Raw genomic sequence first — 22,320 nt, 5'->3', positions numbered from 1 at the left:
CTTTCATTGCGGCGTGCACAACGCCCGCCATCCTCTAAGGGTCCAGAGGGCCTCGCAAGAATAAGAGAACAGCGCGTCTCCGCGCCGATACATCCTGACACGTTGCGTAACAGTCCACCGATGGGGTAAGGAACGCAAGATTCTTGCGTTCGCGAGCCCTGTCAGCTCAGGGAAGCAGACCCAGGTGTCTTGCCTTGGCAAGAGCCTGGTAGCGAGAGCTCGCATCCAGCTTGGTCATTGCCGTACCGAGGTAGCTCTTGACGGTGCTTTCCGTGAGAATCAGCTTCGCCGCGATCTCCTTGTTCGAGAGACCGAGAGCGATCTGCCCGAGCACATCCAGCTCCCGAGGCGACAGCCTGATGGGATGGTCGGCGAGCTCGGCCGACGCCGCATCCGCACGATCCCGCGGGTCGCCGTGATCACCAGCGAAGCGCACCAGCCGCTCTTCGATGCTTCGGAGCCTCGCGCGCACCTGCGCATCCCCGAGCATGGACGACACCTCCCTGAGCTCCGAGAACGTGCCACGTAGCTCCTCCAGCTGCGTCGCTGTGAGGCCTCCCGTACCGAGCTCCAACACGCTCGCGGCGCCGACCCGCATCCGCCGGCCCAGCTCATCCCGCAACCGCAGCTCGTCCTCCACCTTCTTCCCGAGCGCGACAGCCGGCCCCAGCGACATCGAGCCCGAATCCGGAGCCGCGCGGAAGCCGCCGTAGAGCACTCCCCGCACGCGCTTGTCGACGATCACGGGCACCGCCATGAGGCTCTGCACGTGCTCGGAGAGCACCTGCACGTCGTAGTCGTGGGTGATGCCGCTGCTGCCGCGGTAGTTGGTCGTGACCTTGGCGCGGCGCTCAAGCATCGCGCGACCCCCGAGACCACGCCCGAGCTGCACGCGCAAGCCGACGAGTCCACGACCCTGGTTGCCGCAGATCGTGTGCACGTCGGTCGTGTCGCGGTGCGTCGGCCCACCGAAGGACAGCGGGCATCCGGTGGACTCTCGCAGGCGAGAAACAGCCTGAGCGAAGACCTCGGCCTCGGTCGCGGCCTCTGGGAACATCATGTGCGTCACTACCAACTTCCGGGGGTAGTTCGATACTTCGTCGTATGCGTAGCGTGGATGCTATCACGCAGGCAATGAGGCTTTCGTGTTCGCAATGATGCGAAGAAGCGCCGCCTTTTGCCGTCGAGGTAAACACGTCCATCTCTGACGAACGCAGCAATGCACTGAGGCAAGGAGGCCCCATGCAGAACGAAACGTCATCACAGCCGCCGGGCGGAATCGACTACGTCGCATTCGAAGAATCCGCCGACTTCAAAGACCTGAAGAAGCGCCAGCGTTCCTTCGTGTTTCCGCTCTCGATCTTCTTCCTCGTGTGGTACGGCGCCTACATCGTGGTCGCCGCATACGCACACGACTTCATGGCCACCCCGGTCTTCGGCAATATCAACGTGGGCCTGCTCCTCGGCATCGGTCAATTCGTGACGACCTTCGTCATCACCATGTGGTACGTCTCCTACGCAAACCGGAGGCTCGACCCCCTCGCGAATGACCTGCGCGTTCAGCTCACCAAGGAGGAGCAGGCATGAGCGGTCACCTCATCGCCCCGCAGGCCAACGCGGTGGCAGACAACGATCCCGTCCTGAATATCGCGATCTTTGCGGCTTTCGTCGCAGTCACGCTCTTCATCGTGATTCGCGCAAGCAGGAACAGCAAGACAGCAGCCGACTATTACGCCGGCGGCCGCTCATTCTCTGGCACGCAGAACGGATTCGCCATTTCCGGCGACTATCTGTCTGCCGCATCGTTCCTCGGAATCGTGGGCGCTATCGCGGTCAACGGGTACGACGGATTCCTCTACTCCATCGGATTCCTCGTCGCCTGGCTCGTCGCATTGCTGCTGGTCGCCGAGCTGATGCGCAACACGGGCAAGTTCACGATGGCGGATGTGCTGTCGTTCCGCCTGAAGCAGCGCCCAGTCCGGGTCGCAGCCGCACTGACCACCCTCGCGGTCTGCTTCTTCTACCTGCTCGCGCAGATGGCGGGCGCCGGCGGCCTCGTGGCACTGCTGCTCGGCATCACCGATGACATCGGCGTCGCGATCGTCGTCGCCGTCGTCGGCGTGCTCATGATCATCTACGTGCTCATCGGCGGTATGAAGGGCACCACCTGGGTGCAAATCATCAAGGCGTTCCTGCTCATCGGTGGTGCTGGCGCGATGACCGTCTGGGTGCTGCTCGTCAACGGCTTCGACCTCTCCGCCCTCCTGCAGGCAGCCGTCGACAAAGCCGCGGCAGACGGTGCCGAAGACCCTGCCGCGATCCTCGCCCCTGGCCTGCAGTACGGCAAGAACCCCATCGACTTCGTCTCGCTCGGCCTCGCGCTCGTGCTCGGCACCGCCGGCCTCCCGCACGTGCTGATGCGCTTCTACACGGTGCCGACAGCCAAGGAAGCGCGCAAGTCGGTCGTCTGGGCGATCTGGCTCATCGGCGGCTTCTACGTCTTCACGCTGGTCCTCGGCTACGGCGCGGCGGCCCTCGTCGGCGCACCGGCCATCAAGGATGCGCCGGGCGGCGTGAACTCCGCGGCCCCGCTGCTTGCCCTCGAGCTCGGCGGCCCCATCCTCATGGGCTTCATCTCGGCGGTCGCCTTCGCGACCATCCTCGCGGTCGTCGCCGGCCTCGCCATCACGGCAGCCGCATCGTTCGCCCACGACATCTACAACAGCGTCGTCAAGCGAGGAACAGCGACCCCCGAGCAGGAGGTGAAGGTCGGCAAGTACACGGTCGTCGTGCTCGGCGTCGTCGCCATCATCGGTGGCATCGGCGTGCAGGGGCAGAACATCGCCTTCCTGGTCGCCCTCGCCTTCGCGGTCGCCGCCAGCGCGAACCTGCCCACGATCCTCTACTCGCTCTACTGGAGGAAGTTCACGACCCGCGGCGCCCTGTGGAGCATGTACGGAGGCCTCGCGACGGCGATCGTGCTGATCTTCTTCTCGAAGGTCGTCTCGGGCGCCGAGACCGCGATGCTCGGCGAGGAGATCAACTTCGCCTGGTTCCCGCTCAACAACCCCGGCATCGTTTCCATCCCCGTCGGCTTCTTCCTCGGCTGGCTCGGCTCGGTGCTTCCGCAGAAGAAGGAAGACCCGAGGGTCGCAGCCGAGATGGATGTGCGCTCGCTCACGGGCTACGGCGCCGAGGAGGCGGTCGAACACTAGCCGCTGCGCGGGGAGACTCCGGTCTCGTCCCACTCGCCCGAAATGGTCGCTCTGAGTCGCTCAGAGCGACCATTTCGGCGTTCTCGTTGTTCCCCGGCCACAACGCACATGTGGTTCCGGATGCGCGTCGGTAGCGTGAGGGCATCCACGAAGCACAGGGAGGTGCGGATTTGTCGCAGTCAGCGCAGGCAGGGTCTCTGATGGGCAAAACGATCATCATGTCGGGCGGCAGCCGAGGCATCGGACTCGCCATCGCGAAGCGAGCCGCCCGAGACGGGGCCAACGTGGTGCTCCTCGCCAAGACCGCGGAGCCTCACCCGAAGCTGCCAGGCACCGTCTACACAGCCGCCGAGGAGGTGCGTGAGGCCGGAGGGAGAGCACTGCCGATCGTCGGAGACGTGCGCGACGACTCCGACCTCCAGCGCGCCGTCGACACCGCGGTCGCCGAGTTCGGCGGCATCGACATCGTGGTCAATAATGCGAGCGCCATCGACCTGCGCTCGACGCTCGACATCGACGAGAAGCGCTACGACCTGATGCACCAGATCAACCAACGCGGAACCTTCATGCTCTCGCGGGCAGCCCTGCCGCACCTGCTCGAGTCGCCGGATGCGCGCATCCTGTCACTCTCTCCGCCCCTGAACCTCGCACCGAAGTGGCTCGGCGCCTACCCGGCGTACATGACCGCCAAGTACGGCATGACGCTCGCGACGCTCGGCATCGGCGCCGAGTACGCCGAGCGCGGCGTGGATGCGAACACGCTGTGGCCGCGGACCACGATCCAGACGGCGGCGGTCGCGAACATCATCGGCGGCGACGAGCTCATGCGTCGCAGCCGCACCCCAGACGTCTATGCCGACGCCTCGCACGCCGTTCTCACGGCCCCACACGGGCGATACCGGGGAGAGACGCTCCTCTGTGAGGACGTGCTCGCAGAGGCCGGCGTGAGCGACTTCAGCGGGTACTCGCCGGGCGTGGACGAGGCCGAGCTCTACACCGACGCGTTTGTCGACTGAGCCGCCGCCGAGAACTTGCCTGCAGACGCAGAAGAACCCCGGTCAGATTTCTCTGACCGGGGTTCTTTGTCGCCGTGGAGCCTAGGAGATTCGAACTCCTGACATCCTGCTTGCAAAGCAGGCGCTCTACCAACTGAGCTAAGGCCCCGTTCGGGGTGGAACCGATACCAACCTTCAGTATCGAACCGTGGGGCTACCAGGACTTGAACCTGGGACCTCTTCGTTATCAGCGAAGCGCTCTAACCGCCTGAGCTATAGCCCCCGAAGCGACTGCCCCAACATACACGAAAAGTGCATCGAAGGGGAAATCGAGTCGTTAGCTGTTCGTGAAGCCGAACACGAGACCGCCAGTGACCTTGACCGCGAGGTTGTACAGGAACGCCGCGACCGCGCCGAGGGCGGTGCCCGCGACGAGGTTCAGCAGTGCCACGACCAGCGAGAACAGCATGAGCTGGGGCAGCGTCACGAAGTCGTCGACACCGACGCCCGCCGAACCGGAGACGTCGTTGAGAAGGCTGTTGACGCTGTTGAGCACGCCCGTGTTCTCGATGACCGTCCACATCAGGAACGTCGCAACGATCGTGATGATGCCGAAGCAGATCGACAGCAGGAACGAGAACTTCACGACGGACCAGAAGTCGATGTGCACCAAACGGAGGCGCACCTGCTTGCTCGCAGTCTTCTTGCTGGACTTCTGGGCCAGCTTGTCAGCAACGCTCGTCATAGATCAGTACCTCAGTCTTCGGTCTCGTCCTGCTCGAACGACGTGACCGAGTCTGCCACAGTCTCACCCGGGGCATTCTCGGCCGGGGTGATCTCCCCGTCAGCGGTCGCCGGAGCGGTCGCCGCCGCATCCTGGACGACATCACCGTCAGCGGCCGCCTCTTCTTCGTTCTCGAGTTCGCGGTCTGCGTTCTGCGCGATAGCGATGACGTAGTCGTTGTCGTCGGGCTTCGCGAACGTAACGCCCATGGAGTCCCGCCCGGTCACCGACACCTCCGCGACGTTGGAGCGCACGACCTTGCCGGAGGCGAGGATGACCAGCACCTCTTCCTTGTCGTGGACGAGCAGGGCGCCGGCGAGGCCGCCGCGCTCCTCGTTGAGCTTCGCGACCTTGATACCAAGGCCGCCGCGCTTCTGGATGCGGTACTGCGACACGGACGTGCGCTTGGCGTAGCCACCCTCGGTCACGATGAAGACGTACGAGTCGTCGCTCGACGTGACCGCCGCTGTGAGGAGGTAGTCGCCGTCGCGAAAGGACATGCCCTTGACGCCGGAGGTCGACCGCCCCATGGGCCGCAGCGCCTCGTCGTTCGCCTCGAAGCGAAGCGACATTCCGAGGTGCGAGACGCAGAACACGTGGTCGGACTCATCGGCGAGCATGGCCGAGACGAGCTCGTCACCCTCGCGCAGGTTCACCGCGATGATGCCCGCCTGGCGGTTCGTGTCGTACTCCGTGAGGGCCGTTTTCTTGACGAGTCCCTCGCGGGTCGCGAGCACCAGGTACTGCGCCTGACGGTAGTCGCTGATGTCGAGGATCTGCGCGACCTTCTCGTCAGGCTGCAGGGGCAGGAGGTTGGCGATGTGCTGCCCCTTCGCATCCCGTCCCGCCTCGATCAACTCGTAGGCCTTGGCGCGGTACACGCGACCGAGGTTCGTGAAGAACAGCAGCCAGTGGTGCGTCGTCGTGACGAAGAACTGCTCGACCACGTCATCGGCTCTGAGCTGGGCCCCCTTGATGCCCTTGCCGCCGCGGTGCTGTGAACGGTAGTTGTCGCTGCGTGTGCGCTTGATGTAGCCGCCGCGAGTGACGGTGACCACCATCTCCTCTTCGGGGATGAGGTCCTCGTCGGTCATGTCGCCGCCGGAGCCGCGCAGGATCTCGGTGCGCCGGTCGTCGCCGAACTTGTCGACGATCTCCTGGAGCTCTTCGCCGATGATGGTGCGCTGGCGCACCGGGTCGGCGAGGATCTCCTTGTACTCCGCGATCAGGGCTTCGAGGCGCGCGGCGTCTTCCATGATCTTCTGGCGCTCGAGCGCCGCAAGGCGGCGGAGCTGAAGGTTCAGGATGGCGCTGGCCTGCAGCTCGTCGACATCGAGCAGCTCCATGAGTCCCGTGCGAGCTTCCTCGACGGTCGGGGAGCGGCGGATAAGCGCGATGACCTCGTCGAGCATGTCGAGCGCCTTGAGGTAGCCGCGGAGGATGTGAACCTCGTCCTCGGCCTTCTTGAGGCGGAACTTCGTGCGGCGCACGATGACCTCGACCTGGTGCTGCACCCACGCCGTGATGAAGCCGTCGATCGCGAGCGTGCGGGGCACCCCGTCGACGATCGCGAGCATGTTGGCGCCGAAGTTCTCCTGCAGCTGCGTGTGCTTGTAGAGGTTGTTGAGGACGACCTTGGCGACCGCGTCGCGCTTGAGCACGATGACGAGGCGCTGGCCGGTACGGCCCGATGACTCGTCGCGGATGTCGGCGATGCCGGTAAGGCGCTGGTCTTTGACGAGCTCGGCGACCTTGAGCGCGAGGTTGTCGGGGTTGACCTGGTACGGCAGTTCGGTGATGACGAGGCAGGTGCGACCGTGGATCTCCTCGATCGCCACGACCGCGCGCATCGTGATCGAGCCACGTCCCGTGCGGTACGCCTCCTGGATGCCCTTGGTTCCGAGGATCTGCGCGCCCGTCGGGAAGTCGGGGCCGTGGATGCGCTCCATGAGCGCCTCGATGAGTTCCTCGCGGGTCGCATCCGGGTGCTCGAGGTGCCAGAGCGCACCCGCCGCAACCTCACGGAGGTTGTGCGGTGGGATGTTCGTGGCCATGCCGACGGCGATTCCGACGGAGCCGTTGACCAGGAGGTTCGGGAATCGGGCGGGCAGCACGGCGGGCTCGCGCGTGCGGCCGTCGTAGTTGTCCTGGAAGTCGACGGTGTCCTCGTCGATGTCCCTGACCATTTCGAGGGCGAGCGGCGCCATCTTGGTCTCGGTGTATCGAGGGGCGGCGGCGCCGTCGTTGCCGGCAGAGCCGAAGTTGCCCTGCCCGAGTGCCAGCGGGTAGCGCAGCGACCACGGTTGCACGAGGCGCACGAGGGCGTCGTAGATCGCCGAGTCGCCGTGCGGGTGGAACTGGCCCATGACGTCGCCGACGACGCGGGCGCACTTCGAGAACGCCTTGTCTGGTCGGTAGCCGCCGTCGTACATCGCGTAGATCACGCGACGGTGCACGGGCTTGAGCCCGTCGCGCACCTCGGGGAGCGCTCGCCCGACGATGACGCTCATCGCGTAGTCAAGGTAGGAGCGCTGCATCTCGAGCTGCAGGTCGACCTGCCCGATGCGGTCGCCGCCGTCGGCGTTGGTGGTTGTGACGCGTTCTTCAGCCATGGAGGTGCCTGTGTGCCTTAGATGTCGAGGAAGCGCACGTCGTGCGCGTTCTGCTGGATGAAGGTCCGGCGGGATTCGACGTCCTCGCCCATGAGGGTGCTGAAGACGGCGTCAGCCGCCTCGGCGTCGCTCACCTTGACCTGCAAGAGCGTACGGACGGCAGGGTCCATCGTCGTCTCCCAGAGCTCCTGGTAGCTCATCTCACCGAGACCCTTGTACCGCTGGATGGCGTTGTCCTTCGGGATGCGGCGACCTGCGGCCTTACCGTCGGCGAGCATCGCGTCACGCTCACGGTCGGAGTACGCGAAGTCGTGGGCGGCGTTCGACCACTTGATGCGGTACAGCGGCGGCTGCGCCAGGAAGACGTAGCCGAGCTCGACGAGCGGGCGCATGTAGCGGAAGAGGAGCGTCAGCAGCAGCGTCGTGATGTGCTGCCCGTCGACGTCGGCGTCTGCCATGAGGATGATCTTGTGGTACCTGACCTTGTCAGGGTCGAAGTCATCACCAAGACCGGCGCCGAACGCCGTGATCATGGACTGGACTTCGTTGTTCTGCAGCGCACGGTCGAGGCGTGCCTTCTCGACGTTCAGGATCTTGCCTCGGAGCGGCAGGATCGCCTGCGTCTCCGGGTCTCGGCCCTGCACCGCCGAGCCGCCTGCCGAGTCACCCTCGACGATGAAGACTTCCGAGCGGGTCGGGTCCTTCGACTGGCAGTCCTTGAGCTTGCCTGGCATGCCGCCGGTCTCGAGGAGGCCCTTGCGTCGAGTCTGTTCGCGGGCGCGGCGGGCGGCGAGTCGGGCAGCGGATGCCTGGCCCGCCTTGCGGATGATGTCCCTCGCCTGGGAGGGGTTGCGGTCGAACCAGTCCTGGAGAGCCTGGCCGACGATGCGCTGCACATACGACTTCGCTTCGGTGTTGCCGAGCTTCGTCTTCGTCTGGCCCTCGAACTGCGGTTCGCCGAGCTTGATGGAGATGACGGCCGCGAGTCCTTCGCGCACATCTTCGCCGGAGAAGTTCTCGTCCTTCTCCTTGATGAGGTTCTTCTCGCGGGCGTAGCGGTTCACGACCGTCGTGAGCGCGGCGCGGAACCCCTCGAGGTGCGTGCCGCCCTCCTTGGTGTTGATGGTGTTCGCGAACGAATGGATGGATTCCGAGTAGGAGTCGATCCACTGCATCGCGAGTTCGAGCGAGATCTTGCGCTCGGTGTCTTCGGCGTTGACCTCAATGATCTCGTCGTGCACCGGCTGCTTCTTGCGCCGGCTGACAAGGTGCTGCACGTAGTCGACGAGTCCGCGCTCGAACAGGTAGGTCTGTGCGCGCTTCTGTGGGATCTCGATGGATTCGGTGACGGCCTTGGGCTCGCCGGTCTCGGTGCGCTCAGCGTCGTCAAGCTCGGCTGCCGTCTCGTCTTGCAGCTCGGTGATCTGCGCGGCGAGGCCATCGCCCTGGAGGGTCGCCTGATCGCGGTCGTCGGCGAGCGAGATACGGAGGCCCTTGTTGAGGAAGGCCATCTGCTGGAAGCGGGCACGCAGCACTTCGAAGTCGTACTCGACGGTCTCGAAGATCTCCGAGTTCGCGTAGAACGTGATGGTCGTCCCGGTCTCCTCGGTCGGCGCACCCTTGCGGATGTTGCCGGTCGGCACGCCGTTCTCGAAGTCCATCTCCCACTCGAAGCCGTCACGCTTCACCTGCGCGATGAGGCGGAACGAGAGGGCGTTGACGACCGAGGAGCCCACGCCGTGGAGACCACCGGAGACCGCGTATCCGCCGCCCCCAAACTTGCCACCGGCGTGCAACTTCGTGAGCACGACCTCAAGGGTGGAAATGCCCTCGACGGGGTGGAGCTCGACTGGGATGCCGCGGCCGTTGTCGCGCACGCACACCGCACCGTCGTCCTGCAGCGTGACCTGGATGTCGTCGCAGTACCCCGCGAGCGATTCATCCACAGAGTTATCCACAATCTCGTACACCAGGTGGTGCAGGCCCTCAGGTCCCGTCGACCCGATGTACATGCCGGGGCGCTTACGCACGGCTTCGAGCCCCTCGAGCACCTGGATCTGCCCTGCGCCGTAGTCGTTCTCGACGCGATCGTTCTGGGAACGGGCCTCGACTACCTCGGCGGGCGCACCGTTCTGGTCCTCAGAAGTGGCCAGACCTTCCGACGTTCCTGGGCCGTTCGACGTTCGAGCGTCGTCTGGCGTCTCAGTCGTGTTCTCGGGGTCGGAAGTTTCTGATGCCATAACTCGGGCGTCTCCTTGCTGTGTGGCGACATGCAAGATCCGCGCCTCGAGCAAACTCACACGACGCGGATCCAGCGACTGTTCAGTCTACCAAGGAACGCGACGCGCGGCCCGGAAAATGGCGCGTGGAGCGACGAAAACGAGGCCACGTACCGTATTTGCCTCGTCAACCGTAGGTATCGCGTGGGCCACGCCCTGGAACCGATCTGGGACCGCGTTTCCACGAGGGGGCACCCGGGTTCAGAAAGCGGATGCGCTCGACCTTCGCTTCCGCGTACCTCTCGGTGAGATTCGTGAGAAGCATCGTCTGCATCCCGCGGAGCTGCGTCGCCCACGCCGTCGAGTCGCACTGCACGAGCAGCACTCCGTCGTCGATGTGCAGCGGAGTCGAGTGCGCAGCCGTCTCCTTGCCGACGATCTCGGGCCACGCATCCATCAGTTCCGCTTGCTTAATCGCACCGTTCCACCCGAACTGCCTGGTCAGTGCGGCGAGGGCGGACCCTGCGGCGACCGGATCGCGACCAAAACCGAACGGCTCGGAGAGCTCCGCGCCCTCGGAGTCCTTGGCCTTCGCCGCGAGTCGGCGGCGCAACGACGTTGTCTTGCCGCCGAAAATCTCCTTGAAGCGGGCGTAGACCTCCGCGCCCTCACTCATCAGCGTCTCCTGGCGTTTCGGACTCGCTCGCGTCGATCGTGCCTGCAGTGATGCGGATCACCTGCGAGCGGAGCCCCGGCGGAACGTCCTCCAGCACTGCGGCGGTGATGAGCACCTGCTCGAAGTCGCCGATTGCTTCGGCCAGACGGGACCGACGAGACGCGTCGAGCTCGGCGAACACGTCGTCGAGGATCAGCACTGGGTCGCCAGCACGCGACTCGCTACGGACGAGCTCAGCCGCAGCGAGCTTCAACGCGAGCGCGAACGACCAGGATTCGCCATGGCTGGCGGTCACTCGAGCCGGCAGCCCGTTGAGCCAGAAGACGGCGTCGTCGCGGTGCGGTCCGACCAAGCTCACGCCACGCTCGAGTTCCCGAGGGCGCATCGCGGCCAGCTGCGCCGTGAACCGCTCCCGGATCTCCGCAGTCGTGACCTCCCCACCCTCGACCTCCGCGCCTTCACCATCGGAGTCACCCATGACGGAGGCGGCGTGCCCGAACGCCGAGACCCGCATCGTGAGCGTCGGCCGGTGGTCAGCCCCGACGAGGCGCTGATACGAGCCTGCGAGGTGAGGAAGCAGACGGTCGCACAGCAGCAGGCGCTCCGCGATGATCTGCGAACCGAGCTCCAGCATCCGCTCGTCCCACACATCCAGCGTCGCGACCATCGCCTCCGATGACCGCGGGCCGCGCATCGAGCGCAACAACGAGTTGCGCTGGCGAAGCACCCGCTCGTAGTCAGCGATCACGCCGCCGAGCTTTGGGGAGTGCGTGACAAGCAGCGAGTCGAGGAAGCGGCGACGGGCGCCTGGCTCGCCACGGACGAGCGTCAGATCCTCTGGCGCGAAGAGCACGCTCGCGAAGTACCTGGCGAGGTCCCGCGACCTGACGTTCTGCCCACCCACCCGCGCTTTGTTCGCACCCGAGCTCGCGATCTGCACGTCGAGGTGCAGCGAACGCGTCTCGTGAGCGAGCTCCATCTTGACGACGGCGAACTCCTGACCAAAACGAACCAGGGCCTGGTCGCTCGAGACGCGGTGAGACCCGAGCGTGGCCAGGTAGCCGATCGCCTCGACGAGGTTCGTCTTGCCCTGGCCGTTAGAGCCGACGAACAAGTGAGCACCCGGCCCCAGCGAGAGGTCGGCCGACTCGTAGTTCCTGAAGTCGTGCAGCTGCAGACGGGTGACGTGCACCGGTTACCGCATGAGCAGATTCGGCTGCAGCAGGTAGCGGTAGTTCGTCGACTCACCCTCGTCTCGCGACGTCTGGCTCGTGAGCAGCACGGGACCAGGCTTGTTGGGGTTCTCTGAGTTCGTGAAGGCGATGCGCACGAACGGCGAGTGGATGGCGCCAACGCCGTCGAGCAGGAACTGCGGCTTCAGCGAGACGACCATGTCGTTGCCGTGCAGCACGGCATCGAGGTTCTCACTCGCCTGCGCCTGCTCGCTACCGAGGGCTTCGAGGTGCAGCCCCTCGGAGGTGAACGTGAACCGCAGCGCGGCCTCGCGCTCGAGGACCAGCTGCACTCGGCGGACCGCGTCGACAATGTCGCTGACGGTGAGGACCGCGTAGTGCGGCGTCTCCGCAGGGAACAGGCGCTCCACCGCGGGGAAGTTGCCCTTGATGAGCAGCGAGGTGACGGTCTTGTTCCCGGCGGAGAAGGCGATGAGCTCACGGATGTCGTCTTTGACAAGCGTGATCGTGATCTCGCCCGCGTTGCCGAGCGACTTGCCAACCTCGGCGAGCGTCTTTGCTGGAACGAGAGCCGTTTCGGTCTCCGTGAGCGAGCTCTGCCACTCGATCGTGCGGACGGCGACGCGGTAACGGTCTGTTGCAACGAGGCTCATCGAGTCGGCCTGCAGCGAAAGGTTCACACCGGTGATCACGGGGGCGACATCCTCGCGAGAGGCAGCGACGGCGACCTGCGAGATGGCTTCCGAGAAGACGTCACCTGCGATGGAACCGCTGGCGCCTTCAACAACGGGGAGGCTCGGGAACTCCTCGATCGGCATTGTCGGGAGGTGGAACGAGGCGCTTCCGCAGCGAATCACAACGCCGGAGTCGTCGCGGCTCAACTCGACAGGAGCCTGCGGCAGCCGGTTGGCGATGTCCGCAAGGAGGCGACCCTGCACGAGGACCGCTCCGGATTCCTGGACGTCAGCGTCGATGCTGGTGCGACTCGAAACCTCGTAGTCGAACGACGAGAGCGTGATGCCAGCATCGCCGACCTCGAGGACAACACCGCTGAGGATGGGGAGGGTCGGGCGCTGAGGCAGAAGCTTGACGACAAACGACACCGCATCGCTGAAGACGTCACGGTTGACCACAAACTTCACTAGGCGTTCCTCTCGTTGGAATGCCCCAATGGTAGCCGTCTCGATTCGGTGTGTTGCGCCCGATCGTCTCGGCCTGCATTGAGGCTGCGAACTCGTCGCTCGGTTCGTCGCGCACGCGAAAATACCAGGTGCTGGAGCCCGAGCAGACCACCGTTCATCGATGTCATCGAGTCGCCCAATACAAAGAGATTTCTTGTCATCATCGTATTAACAGCTGTGCACACTGTGGATAACTCCGGGTTGGCCAGTGACCGCCTGGGAACTACAAAAATGTAAGTTGTGGCGGATCGGTGGACGCCCTGTGCACCCTGACGAGCACTGGGGTGCACAACTTTTCGAACTCCACAGCCCCCGGGACGTTTTCCACAGTCCGTGCTCGCGTGTCGATTCTCCTGTCCACACGTTATCCACAGGCTCTGAGGGCAGAAAAGAGCCCCGCATCCGGCCACTCGGGCGCGAGACGCGGGGCGGAAGCATGTTCAGGCGCGCCCGTTGCCGTTCTGGCGGATCCGCGCAGTGAGCTCAGTGACCTGGTTGTAGACGTCTCGTCGTTCGGTCATGAGCTTCGTGATCTTGCGGTGGGCGTACATCACGGTGGTGTGGTCGCGACCGCCGAACAGCTGCCCGATCTTGGGCAGAGAGAGGTTCGTCATCTCACGGCAGATGTACATGGCGATCTGGCGGCTCGTGGCAATCGCCTGCGAGCGGGACGAACCGTAGAGGTCGTCCACGGTCAGCTGGAAATACGCGGCGGTCTTGTTGATGATGTCGACCGGCGAGACGACGCCCGTGTCCTGATCGGAGACGAGGTCTTTCAGGACCGTGGAGACGAGAGCCAGATCGACTTTCTCGCCGTTCAGGTTCGCGTAGGCGGTGACTCGGATGAGCGTTCCCTCGAGCTCGCGGATGCTCGAGGAGACTCGGGCGGCGATGAACTCGAGTGCGTCGTCCGGAATCAGCAGGTTGTCGACCTGCGACTTCTTCCTGAGGATGGCGATTCGTGTCTCAAGGTCGGGCGACTGCACGTCGGTGATCAGGCCCCACTCGAAGCGGGAACGCATCCGGTCTTCGAAGCCGGTCAGCTGCTTGGGCGGGAGGTCACTCGTGATGACGACCTGCTTGTTGTGCTCGTGCAGCGTGTTGAACGTGTGGAAGAAGGCCTCTTGCGTTGAGTCCTTGCCCTGCAGGAACTGGATGTCGTCGATCAGGAGGATGTCGTTGTCGCGGTACCGCGCTTGGAACGACTGTGTCCTGTTGTTGGCGATGGAGTTGATGAAGTCGTTCGTGAACTCTTCGCTCGACACGTACCTGACTTGGATGCCCGGGTAGATCGACTCTGCGTAGTTGCCGATCGCGTGGAGCATGTGGGTCTTGCCGAGGCCGGAGCCGCCGTAGACGAACAGGGGATTGTACGAACGGGCCGGCGCCTCTGCCACGGCGACGGCCGCGGCGTGGGCGAAGCGGTTCGATCCGCCGATGATGTAGTTGTCGAAGGTGTATCGCGGGTTGAGGCGAGACTCCGGGTCCGGCTGCGTTCGAGCGCCCTGATCCGATGGCGCGTGGATGCCGACCGTTTCGGCTTCTACGACGGTGACCGAGCTTGTCGGCGCGGGCGTCGCGCGCGGCGGGGCGACCTCGATGTAGTCGTGGGATTCGAGGGGATCGCTCGTCGCCGCGCGTGGCGCCGCGTCCGGGTTCACCAGCACGGCGAACGTCTTGATGTCCGACTCATCCAGCTCAGCGATGGCCGCAAGCATAGGCACCCGTGCACGCGTCTCGATCATCGTGCGGGTCATGTCGTTGGGGACCTCGAGGAGCAGCGCGCCGCTCATGACGCCCTTCGCCTCCACAAGTCCGAGGAAGCCGAGCAGGGAGGCGGGGACGCGATCGTCTTCACGCAGTGTGGAGAGCAGTGTCTGCCAAGTCTCCGAAACCGGGTCGGTCACCGAAGTACTCCCCCGTCCCTCTTGTGTACTCCGCAAGACCGCAGCTGAGCGGTCAGGCGTTCTTCGTGTGCTGCGCACGTGCAGCGTGGTCAACGCGCCGGCCGTGTGGCACTGGCGCGCAAGTCATTGTGTTCTACCGCGAGAGATATCCACAACTTCTGTGGACAAACGGGCGGATGCCTGTGCATAACTCCCCGAGGTAGGGGGCTAGCCTACGCTGGATCGCGACGCGCGCCAATTGCTTTCGACGGATTCGGCATGTCATGCCCGTGGCTGAAGCGGTCGTGAGCATAATGCTGGGCCTTTGGCGCCAGTTGACTGCCAGGCGTGGGTCACGTAGGTTAAGGCAGTTGTGCCCTTCGGTAGGGCACTTGTGAAAATCCGTACGGCGTCCGCCGATCGGGTCGTATCTTCCGGAGTTCTCATGTCGAAGCGTACTTTCCAGCCAAACAACCGCCGCCGCGCGAAGACCCACGGCTTCCGCCTGCGCATGCGCACCCGCGCGGGTCGCGCCATCCTCTCGGCTCGTCGCCGCAAGGGTCGCACCGAGCTCTCCGCGTAGCTTCTTGCTTCCCTACGCGAACCGCGTCACGAAGGGCGATGACTATCAGGCCATCGTTCGACGGGGTGTTCGCGTGGGTGCTCGGGGAATCACGGTCAGCGTGCGCGAGCGCGACAACATCGACGCACCTACTCGCTTCGGATTCATCGTCTCGAAGCGGGTAGGTGTGGCCGTTGTGCGCAATCGCATCCGACGTCGTCTGAAGGCCGCGTCTCGGGAGCTGCTGTCGGAAATCGGAACCGGTTTCGACATCGTGTACCGAGTGCATCCGGAAGCCGCTGAGCTCGGTTTCGATGACCTTCGCGAGCGTGCCAGGTTCGGTTCGCTGCGTGGGGTCCGTCGTCTCGCCGCTCCCGCGAGTGCGGATGCGCGTGCGTTGAAGGTCAGCAGCTGACCGTGGGCGTCCTGAAACGAGTCGCGCTTCTTCCCCGAAATGTGGTGATTGCGTTTCTGAACGTCTATCGGGCGGTCGTCTCACCGCTCTACGGTGACGTCTGCCGGTATCACCCCAGTTGCTCCGCGTACTCTTTAAGGGCTGTGCAGGTTCATGGCGTCCTCCGGGGCGGCTTCCTGACCGGGCGACGACTCGTTCGCTGCCACCCCTGGGCTGCTGGAGGCATTGACGACGTGCCTGAGCCAGCACACCGAACCACCACCACTACCGCTCACGGATTCGTAGTCCAGGGCAGGTAGCGGAACTTAAGAGAAAGACGTCACCGCTCTCATGGATATCCTCGGAACCATCTTGTGGCCGATCAGATGGGTCATCGAACTCATCTTGGTTGGTTTCCACTCGCTGTGGACGACGCTCGGACTCAACGGCGCAGACGGCTGGACCTGGATCCTCGCGATCCTCGGCCTGGTGCTTGTGGTTCGTTCCGCCATGATCCCCCTCATGGTGAAGCAGGTGAAGTCTCAGCGCGCCATGATGGACGTCGCTCCTGAGATCAAGAAGATCCAGGACAAGTACAAGGGGAAGCGCGACCAGTTCTCCATGGAGGCCATGCGTCGAGAGACCATGGCGGTCTACCAGCGCACGGGCTCGAACCCGATGGCGGGATGCTGGCCCCTGCTCGTGCAGATGCCCATCTTCTTCGGTCTCTTCTCCGTGCTGAACGGTGCTCAGCACAACACGGTCGGTGTGGGTCTCCTCAACCAGGAGCTCGCGACCTCCTTCTCGCAGGCCAGCATCTGGGGAGCGCCACTGAGCGCGACGTTCTTGAACAACAACGGCAACGTCGGTGTCCAGATTCTTGCCGGCGTCATGGTCGTGGTCATGACGGTCTCGCAGTTCATCACGCAGAAGCAGATCACGTCGAAGAACGTGTCGCAGGCGACCAAGGAGTCGCCGATGTATCGCCAGCAGCAGATGCTGCTCTACATCCTGCCGCTCACGTTCCTCGTGTCGGGCGTCATGTTCCCGCTTGGCGTCATGACGTACTGGCTCATCTCGAACTTCTGGACGATGGGTCAGCAGTACATCATCATCCGCAACATGCCGACGCCCGGCTCTGAGGCCGCCAAGGCTCGTGAAGACCGCCTCAAGGCTCGTGGCAAGTGGGTTGAGCCTGAGCGCAAGGACTCGAAGGGCAACGTCATCGTCGAAGCTCCGGTCCAGCAGCCCGCCCAGCGTGTGCAGCCCGTTTCGAAGAACCGAGCCAAGAAGAAGGCGACCGGCGGCAAGCCCAGCTCGGGTGGGGCTTCCGGCAAGAGCAATCCACCCGCGAAAAAGTAGCGTTCGTCGCACTTCGCCCCACTGTTGTAAGGAATCCGAATGACTGAAGCTACCTCCGAGGCCATCCCCGCAGACGCTGGTGCAGCAGACGCTCGTGATGATGGGGATATCGCGGCCGACTACCTCGAAGAGCTGCTCGACATCAGCGATGTTGATGGCGACCTCGACATCGAGGTTCGCGAGTCGCGGACGTACATCTCCGTCAACTCCGACGGCGACTCGAATCTCTCCAAGCTCGCAGACGGTGAGACGGTCGATGCGCTGCAGCATCTGACTCGCCTCGCGGTGCAGGCTGAGACAGGCGAGTTCTCGAGGCTGATCCTCGACATCGGTGGGTCGCGAGATGCGCGACGCACTGAGCTTGCGGGTCTCGTCGATCGAGCCATCGCTCGCATCGAGGAGGGCGCTTCGTCGGCGGCGTTGCCCCCCATGTCGTCGTACGAGCGCAAGATCGTGCACGACATCGTCTCTGAGCGGGGCTACGTTTCCGAGTCTGAAGGCGAGGCGCGCGAGCGTCACACGGTGATCCGCCCGGTCGCTGCTGTCTGATCCACAGACTTATCCACAGCAGTTTCCACAGGCTCGGGCGGGTGTGTACAGCCTCCCTACCCCGCACGTTGAGAAACACCTGGTCAACAGGGTATTCAAGCGATCTAGGCAAAATACGCCCGTAGGCTCGACGTTTTCCACACAGTTATCCACAGTCCATCGGGCAGTGAGCACTTCGCACCTACGATGTCCGCAGTGAGCTTCGTGCCAGACTGACTTGGAAGCTCCGAGCCTGCCGTCGAGCGGTAGGTCAAAGTACGCACGCAGTGAGAGGGACTTTGTCTATGACTGAGCAGGCGGCAGAACTTGAAGCTGAGCCGGCCGTTGCCGAGCAGCTCTTTCAGGAGCGCATTGACCTCGCGCGAGCCTTCACAGCCGATCTCGCGAAGTACGGTGAGCAGCTCGGTCTTGTTGGTCCCTTGGAGTACCCGCGCCTTTGGACTCGTCACATCGTGAACTCGGTGCTCATGGCACCCCTGCTGCGGCCCGGCCTCGTCGGCGATATTGGGTCTGGTGCTGGACTTCCTGGTCTCGTCTTGGGTATTGCTCGCCCTGACGTGAAGTTCGTACTGATCGAGCCGATGGAGCGTCGAACGGATTGGCTGCAGCGTGAGGTGGATGCGCTGGGCCTCACGAACGTGCAGGTGCGTCGTGCGCGCGCCGAGGAGGTGCACGATGAGTTCACTTTCGATCAGCTGACGGCACGCGCTGTGTCGGCGCTAAGCAAGCTCATTCCCATCACCGTTCCACTCGTTCGGTCCGGAGGGGAGTTGGTGTTCCTCAAGGGGCGATCTGCGGAGGCGGAGATCGAGAAGGCCAGCAAGGCGATCCGCAAGTTCGGGCTGACCGATGTCCGAGTTGAAGAGCTGGGCGAGGGGCTCGACACGGAATCCACGCGTGTCATTCGGGCGACGGTCGACTAACCGTACCTTCTTGGGCTCGCCCGGTCCGGCACCTCAGATACTTTAGATCGATATGTATCGATCCAGACGGTCTCGTCATGCGGTGCCGATCCAAGGGCTGTCGAGCGGGTTTTTAGCGAATGAGTGCGCGTGTTCGCTTCCATCGAGGTGCTGGAGTACCGAAATCTGACGCTAACGGGCTCTGCTCTGCGACTTTCAACACCGAAGATGGAATTCCTTACTATTTGGCCCCTGTTTCACGTGAAACACGGCACATACGGTGTCGCTGCCGAGCACGAGAGCTCACGGTGGTGAGTAGTACTCGGTGCCCTCGCTCCTGACGATGCCGTACCGCTTCATCCAGCGTTCCCATCCGCGGCCCGCGTTTTACTGATGAACGCATCGGAGTAGTGCAGATGCGTGCTCCTCAGCTGGGTTGGAGTTCGAAGGCTAAGGGTTTCACGTGAAACGGCTTGCGAGTGCAGATGACGAACCGGGACAGGTTTCGGTCACTTCGGGCCACTCAGAGGCACGCGCTGCCAGTCATGAAGCTTTGCACTGTAGGAGGTGTTGCCTGCGGCCTGCGGAAGCCTCGCCTGGGCTCAACGCAGCGGGACATCGATCGATGCGGAGAAGATTACCGCAAGTAGGGCTTCGCACTGAGGAACCACCGTTGCTGCGAGCAGGAGACTCGGCGCGCGAGTGTGCCGATAGGTGGGGTGGGTGTATTGGAACTCCCGCAGACCACTCGGGCCCGTATCTCGCCCTGACCAATCTCTAAACTGGGGTTCTTCTACTACCCGCAGGGCCAGCGGCAGTACTCAGGACAAGAGGCAGTGCTCAGAACGACCCGGACTAGGGTTTGTCCACTAACAAGCTTTGGAGTTCGAGAGTGTCGTTCCGCTGGCTCCCGATCCCAGCGCTCCATGGGTCTTGGGCGAGTTCGAGCCGCCGTCCGACTTCGAGGGAGCTGAACTCGCTTTCCCGGTTGACGTGAGCATTCCGATACCTGAAATCGCGTACTCGCCGAGTGCACCCCAATCGCTCGTCATGCGCGCACAGCGATGTTTCACGTGGAACGTGCCTCTTAGAAGCGCATTCTCGCTCTGTGAAGATATCCCAGGTGTGGGGCGGCTCCATAGCGTCGGAGAGATGCGCCAGTGAATGCATGGGACTCGTTGAAATCATGGAAACAACGAGGCCACCACGAATGGAGGCACTCCATTGCTGACCCCTTCCTAGCGGTGTAAGGCGTCGTATTGTGCTGTCGCTCGGTGCGTAACTACTGATGGGGATGCGACCTGCGCTGAGAACTGAGTACATCGTCAGTCGCGACATCTGAACGACGCCGGTTCCAGTCGAAGTTCTCTCAGGGACGTGCGACTAGAGGCTGTGGTCACTGGTCGTTCATACCGAGTAAGGGGTGCGAATGGGTCCGAGGGTTGTGGCTACGCCAGGCTACCCCTGTTGCTCTGTCCCCATGGGGGTGTGAACGGAACATTCGCGCGCAACTGGGTCGTGTGAACGTGAGCACACGCGACAACGCTCGTGTGTAGGAGTCGAGAGGCGTAAGAGACCGTGGGGACTGGAGGAAGCGCGGAAGTCTGTTTCACGTGAAACCATGCGGAACCTGCCGGCGCAACAACTACGGACCAGCCACAACGCTCGTGCACCTAGATCAAGAGATCAGTGTTGGCCGTAAAGAGGTCAATAGACAAATGCGAGCGGCCCGGGATTATCAGCAATGTGAGGAACATTGAGTGACTAAGGTCGTGGAGGTACGACTCCAACGGACGACAACTGTGGAGTTGGGACTTAGAGTGCCTGCTCGCACGAGAGCCTCGGTCTTGGATGTTTCACGTGGAACGCCAGCACGCACTCGTCTCCGGCCTGGGTGTCAGCCTGGACGGCCATACGCCGTTGCCGTACCCCTGTACGGCTAGGGTGCCAGGAATGAGTTTGGCTACAGCCGCGTGTCTCGGCTGTTGTGCTTGCCAGCGAAATGGGCGATCGCACCTGGGCACGTGGTTCTTCTGGCGAACACACCCGCTATGTCGCGTTCGACCACTGGCATCGCGCGGTGGTTCAGAGTCTGAGTTGATGGGCTGTCTGAGTTGATTGAGGATGAATCGAACCTGGGTCGTTTCACGTGAAACACGCTGAGCAGCGATCGCCCCTCGAGTCGCGAGCAATATCAGGTGCGCGATGACGCATGGCTAACGCTGTATCGGACCTTTTCCGGCAAAGTGTCGCAAGGAATGGCAGTGTGAAATCGAATCCTCGGCCATACCTCTGGTCGATGGTCCCGGCCGGGTTCGGTGTTTTGTTTCACGTGAAACCCGAACGAAGTCGACCCAGACTGGCCACTCCGAGGTGATGGCGATGGTTGGCATGCTTGAGGAAGAGAAGGCGACGGGGTGTGTAATGGACGCCATGCCTCATGCCTGATTGCTAAACCCATGAGGCGTCTGGAGACCGGCCGCTAAGCGGAACATCATGCTGCTTACTCGATCCCTTGGGGAGGTCCGGATTGAAAGGGAGAAGTCCCGACTGAAAGGGAGAAGTCCCGACTGAAAGGGAGAAGTCCCGACTGAAAGGGCTTGTGTTTCACGTGGAGCGTCAGTGCATTGTTGTAATGCCGAGACCGTAGTGCTCACAACGGAACCTGTGACCTGCACAGGAACGTTGCAGTACGGCACCTCGTGAGGAGATAGAGGCCAATGCCCGGGCCATTCAAACAGACGGGCGAGAAATGGGGCCAAACGACGAAGGCAGATCCGGCTCTAGTCCAGGCAGTCGAAGGGCGATTCAATGCTTCATCCTCGGTCCCTCGCGAACTGTCGATCGCTAGTGGTTCCTTGTTAGCGGTCGTAGTTCGCAGCTAAACGTGCATCCCGGCCGTCGTGCGACCTGTGACCTGCGACCTTCGCCTGCGTCCTGCTTCCTGCCGTCGGGCCACCGAACCTCTTGCCCTGCTCCCCGCCGCTGTCTGCTCATCGGATCGCGACTGTGGTCCCGGTTCGCGCGGGGTGGGGCCGCGGATAGCGTGGGTGCGCAGCCTGTGACCTGTGCTGGCGTGCGTGGTCAACGCTGAGTATGTCGTTTGGTCCGTTCCTGCTGAGTGGCCTGAGTCTGGGGTTCAGTACGGACGCCTTGTGCTCCGCGACCTGGGACAACTCGCATCGTGGTTCGCGATGCCCTCCTCCTGCAGTGGTCGACTCAGCGTTGCGAACCAGGCGTCGACCGCTGCCATACGGCGGATATCGAGATTGGCTCAGGACCATCCAACACAGAGACGACGATGTCGGAGGGCAGTGCCGGCACCGGCAGGAGTGCTCGCAGTCTTGGTCCAGACGACGGGCGAATAACATCTGTTGCCAGACACGAGTACGGACCCGAGGCCGGACAGATATCGGAATCCTGCGGCAACGGAATGAGAACCCCAGGACGGAGGTGTGTGGGTGGCTTGGTCCGATCTTGCGCCTCGAACGACCTGGTTTGGCCTCCTCGCGTGACCCCCGCGGAACACTGTCTGCAGGAACCACCTAGTCGACATCGAGACACGACAGGACTGCGAGCGGCTGTCTGTTCGATGTTTCACGTGAAACTGTGTGGCTGTGGCTGTGGCTGTGGCTGTGGCTGTGGCTGTGGTTGTCGCCGTGGCCGTGGGCGCAACCGTGGTCGTGGTCGCAGTCGTAGTCCTAGTCGTAGCCTAGATGTATTGACCTGGGACGTTGTGAACGCTTGATGGTTTGAGGGAAACGAAAACCTCCGTGAGGATGTGGGTTAC

The 22,320-nt window shown here is 63.3% G+C and carries 17 protein-coding genes and 2 tRNA genes; 9 read left to right on the top strand and 10 right to left on the bottom strand.

Features of this window, described 5'->3' with window-relative positions; genetic code table 11:
• Positions 1 to 166: 166 nt before the first annotated feature.
• Positions 167 to 1,060: a LuxR C-terminal-related transcriptional regulator gene (locus ACPYN9_RS15505; RefSeq protein WP_424467480.1), complete on the bottom strand. Its 894-nt coding sequence runs from the start codon at positions 1,058 to 1,060 to the stop codon at positions 167 to 169.
• Between the two features lie 182 nt (positions 1,061 to 1,242).
• Here ACPYN9_RS15505 and ACPYN9_RS15500 point away from each other — a divergent pair, with 182 nt between their 5' ends.
• From ACPYN9_RS15500 to ACPYN9_RS15490, 3 genes are all read left to right on the top strand, one after another.
• Positions 1,243 to 1,587, top strand: coding sequence for a DUF485 domain-containing protein (locus tag ACPYN9_RS15500; protein WP_424467478.1), 345 nt, complete (start codon positions 1,243 to 1,245; stop codon positions 1,585 to 1,587).
• The gene (locus ACPYN9_RS15495; RefSeq protein WP_424467476.1) at positions 1,584 to 3,215 is read left to right on the top strand and encodes a solute symporter family protein; all 1,632 of its coding nucleotides are present in this window, start codon (positions 1,584 to 1,586) and stop codon (positions 3,213 to 3,215) included. The genes ACPYN9_RS15500 and ACPYN9_RS15495 overlap by 4 nt, the downstream gene beginning before the upstream one ends.
• Positions 3,216 to 3,415: 200 nt before the next feature.
• Positions 3,416 to 4,231, top strand: coding sequence for an SDR family oxidoreductase (locus ACPYN9_RS15490; RefSeq protein ID WP_424467474.1), 816 nt, complete (start codon positions 3,416 to 3,418; stop codon positions 4,229 to 4,231).
• A 75-nt stretch (positions 4,232 to 4,306) separates the two neighbouring features.
• On the opposite strand, the gene ACPYN9_RS15485 is transcribed toward ACPYN9_RS15490, so the two are convergent.
• The 9 genes from ACPYN9_RS15485 to dnaA all read right to left on the bottom strand — a co-directional run bounded on the left by ACPYN9_RS15485 (position 4,307) and on the right by dnaA (position 14,782).
• Positions 4,307 to 4,379 (bottom strand) — tRNA-Ala (locus ACPYN9_RS15485).
• A gap of 40 nt (positions 4,380 to 4,419) precedes the next feature.
• Positions 4,420 to 4,493 (bottom strand) — tRNA-Ile (locus ACPYN9_RS15480).
• 54 nt (positions 4,494 to 4,547) lie between these two features.
• Positions 4,548 to 4,955, bottom strand: coding sequence for a DUF3566 domain-containing protein (locus ACPYN9_RS15475; RefSeq protein ID WP_104285222.1), 408 nt, complete (start codon positions 4,953 to 4,955; stop codon positions 4,548 to 4,550).
• Positions 4,956 to 4,966: 11 nt separating this feature from the next.
• On the bottom strand, positions 4,967 to 7,606 hold the full coding sequence (gyrA, locus tag ACPYN9_RS15470; protein WP_424467472.1) for a DNA gyrase subunit A: 2,640 nt from the start codon (positions 7,604 to 7,606) through the stop codon (positions 4,967 to 4,969).
• 17 nt (positions 7,607 to 7,623) lie between these two features.
• Positions 7,624 to 9,846 carry a DNA topoisomerase (ATP-hydrolyzing) subunit B gene (gene gyrB / locus ACPYN9_RS15465; protein ID WP_424467470.1) on the bottom strand — a complete coding sequence of 741 codons (2,223 nt, stop codon included), beginning with the start codon at positions 9,844 to 9,846 and terminating at the stop codon, positions 7,624 to 7,626.
• 166 nt (positions 9,847 to 10,012) lie between these two features.
• Complete coding sequence (locus ACPYN9_RS15460) at positions 10,013 to 10,501, bottom strand: DUF721 domain-containing protein (protein ID WP_424467468.1); 489 nt, start codon at positions 10,499 to 10,501, stop codon at positions 10,013 to 10,015.
• Complete coding sequence (recF, locus tag ACPYN9_RS15455; RefSeq protein ID WP_424467466.1) at positions 10,494 to 11,693, bottom strand: DNA replication/repair protein RecF; 1,200 nt, start codon at positions 11,691 to 11,693, stop codon at positions 10,494 to 10,496. Before recF ends, ACPYN9_RS15460 begins: the two co-directional genes overlap by 8 nt.
• 3 nt (positions 11,694 to 11,696) lie before the next feature.
• Positions 11,697 to 12,836: a DNA polymerase III subunit beta gene (dnaN, locus tag ACPYN9_RS15450; RefSeq protein ID WP_424467464.1), complete on the bottom strand. Its 1,140-nt coding sequence runs from the start codon at positions 12,834 to 12,836 to the stop codon at positions 11,697 to 11,699.
• A 479-nt stretch (positions 12,837 to 13,315) separates the two neighbouring features.
• Positions 13,316 to 14,782, bottom strand: a complete 1,467-nt coding sequence (gene dnaA / locus ACPYN9_RS15445; RefSeq protein ID WP_424467462.1) for a chromosomal replication initiator protein DnaA — start codon at positions 14,780 to 14,782, stop codon at positions 13,316 to 13,318.
• 424 nt (positions 14,783 to 15,206) lie between these two features.
• Here dnaA and rpmH point away from each other — a divergent pair, with 424 nt between their 5' ends.
• From rpmH to rsmG, 6 genes are all read left to right on the top strand, one after another.
• Complete coding sequence (rpmH, locus tag ACPYN9_RS15440) at positions 15,207 to 15,344, top strand: 50S ribosomal protein L34 (RefSeq protein ID WP_068484134.1); 138 nt, start codon at positions 15,207 to 15,209, stop codon at positions 15,342 to 15,344.
• A 4-nt stretch (positions 15,345 to 15,348) separates the two neighbouring features.
• A complete protein-coding gene (rnpA, locus tag ACPYN9_RS15435; protein WP_424467459.1) occupies positions 15,349 to 15,738 on the top strand; it encodes a ribonuclease P protein component in 390 nt (129 codons plus the stop codon).
• Between the two features lie 2 nt (positions 15,739 to 15,740).
• Positions 15,741 to 16,037: a membrane protein insertion efficiency factor YidD gene (yidD, locus tag ACPYN9_RS15430; RefSeq protein ID WP_424467457.1), complete on the top strand. Its 297-nt coding sequence runs from the start codon at positions 15,741 to 15,743 to the stop codon at positions 16,035 to 16,037.
• A 31-nt stretch (positions 16,038 to 16,068) separates the two neighbouring features.
• Positions 16,069 to 17,079: a membrane protein insertase YidC gene (gene yidC / locus ACPYN9_RS15425; protein WP_424467456.1), complete on the top strand. Its 1,011-nt coding sequence runs from the start codon at positions 16,069 to 16,071 to the stop codon at positions 17,077 to 17,079.
• Between the two features lie 39 nt (positions 17,080 to 17,118).
• On the top strand, positions 17,119 to 17,628 hold the full coding sequence (locus tag ACPYN9_RS15420) for a protein jag (protein ID WP_424467454.1): 510 nt from the start codon (positions 17,119 to 17,121) through the stop codon (positions 17,626 to 17,628).
• Between the two features lie 284 nt (positions 17,629 to 17,912).
• Complete coding sequence (gene rsmG, locus ACPYN9_RS15415) at positions 17,913 to 18,551, top strand: 16S rRNA (guanine(527)-N(7))-methyltransferase RsmG (protein WP_424467452.1); 639 nt, start codon at positions 17,913 to 17,915, stop codon at positions 18,549 to 18,551.
• The last annotated feature ends 3,769 nt before the right edge of the window (positions 18,552 to 22,320 follow it).

Source organism: Pseudoclavibacter helvolus (assembly GCF_049707175.1).
Taxonomy (GTDB): domain Bacteria; phylum Actinomycetota; class Actinomycetes; order Actinomycetales; family Microbacteriaceae; genus Pseudoclavibacter; species Pseudoclavibacter helvolus_A.
This window is presented reverse-complemented; position numbering and strand designations above follow the sequence as displayed.

Bases quoted from the DNA above. Each gene is read 5' to 3' on its own strand.
- ACPYN9_RS15505 (WP_424467480.1), bottom strand. From the start codon at position 1,060: ATGATGTTCCCAGAGGCCGCGACCGAGGCCGAGGTCTTCGCTCAGGCT.
- ACPYN9_RS15500 (WP_424467478.1), top strand. From the start codon at position 1,243: ATGCAGAACGAAACGTCATCACAGCCGCCGGGCGGAATCGACTACGTC.
- ACPYN9_RS15495 (WP_424467476.1), top strand. From the start codon at position 1,584: ATGAGCGGTCACCTCATCGCCCCGCAGGCCAACGCGGTGGCAGACAAC.
- ACPYN9_RS15490 (WP_424467474.1), top strand. From the start codon at position 3,416: ATGGGCAAAACGATCATCATGTCGGGCGGCAGCCGAGGCATCGGACTC.
- ACPYN9_RS15475 (WP_104285222.1), bottom strand. From the start codon at position 4,955: ATGACGAGCGTTGCTGACAAGCTGGCCCAGAAGTCCAGCAAGAAGACT.
- gyrA (WP_424467472.1), bottom strand. From the start codon at position 7,606: ATGGCTGAAGAACGCGTCACAACCACCAACGCCGACGGCGGCGACCGC.
- gyrB (WP_424467470.1), bottom strand. From the start codon at position 9,846: ATGGCATCAGAAACTTCCGACCCCGAGAACACGACTGAGACGCCAGAC.
- ACPYN9_RS15460 (WP_424467468.1), bottom strand. From the start codon at position 10,501: ATGAGTGAGGGCGCGGAGGTCTACGCCCGCTTCAAGGAGATTTTCGGC.
- rpmH (WP_068484134.1), top strand. From the start codon at position 15,207: ATGTCGAAGCGTACTTTCCAGCCAAACAACCGCCGCCGCGCGAAGACC.
- yidC (WP_424467456.1), top strand. From the start codon at position 16,069: ATGGATATCCTCGGAACCATCTTGTGGCCGATCAGATGGGTCATCGAA.
- ACPYN9_RS15420 (WP_424467454.1), top strand. From the start codon at position 17,119: ATGACTGAAGCTACCTCCGAGGCCATCCCCGCAGACGCTGGTGCAGCA.
- rsmG (WP_424467452.1), top strand. From the start codon at position 17,913: ATGACTGAGCAGGCGGCAGAACTTGAAGCTGAGCCGGCCGTTGCCGAG.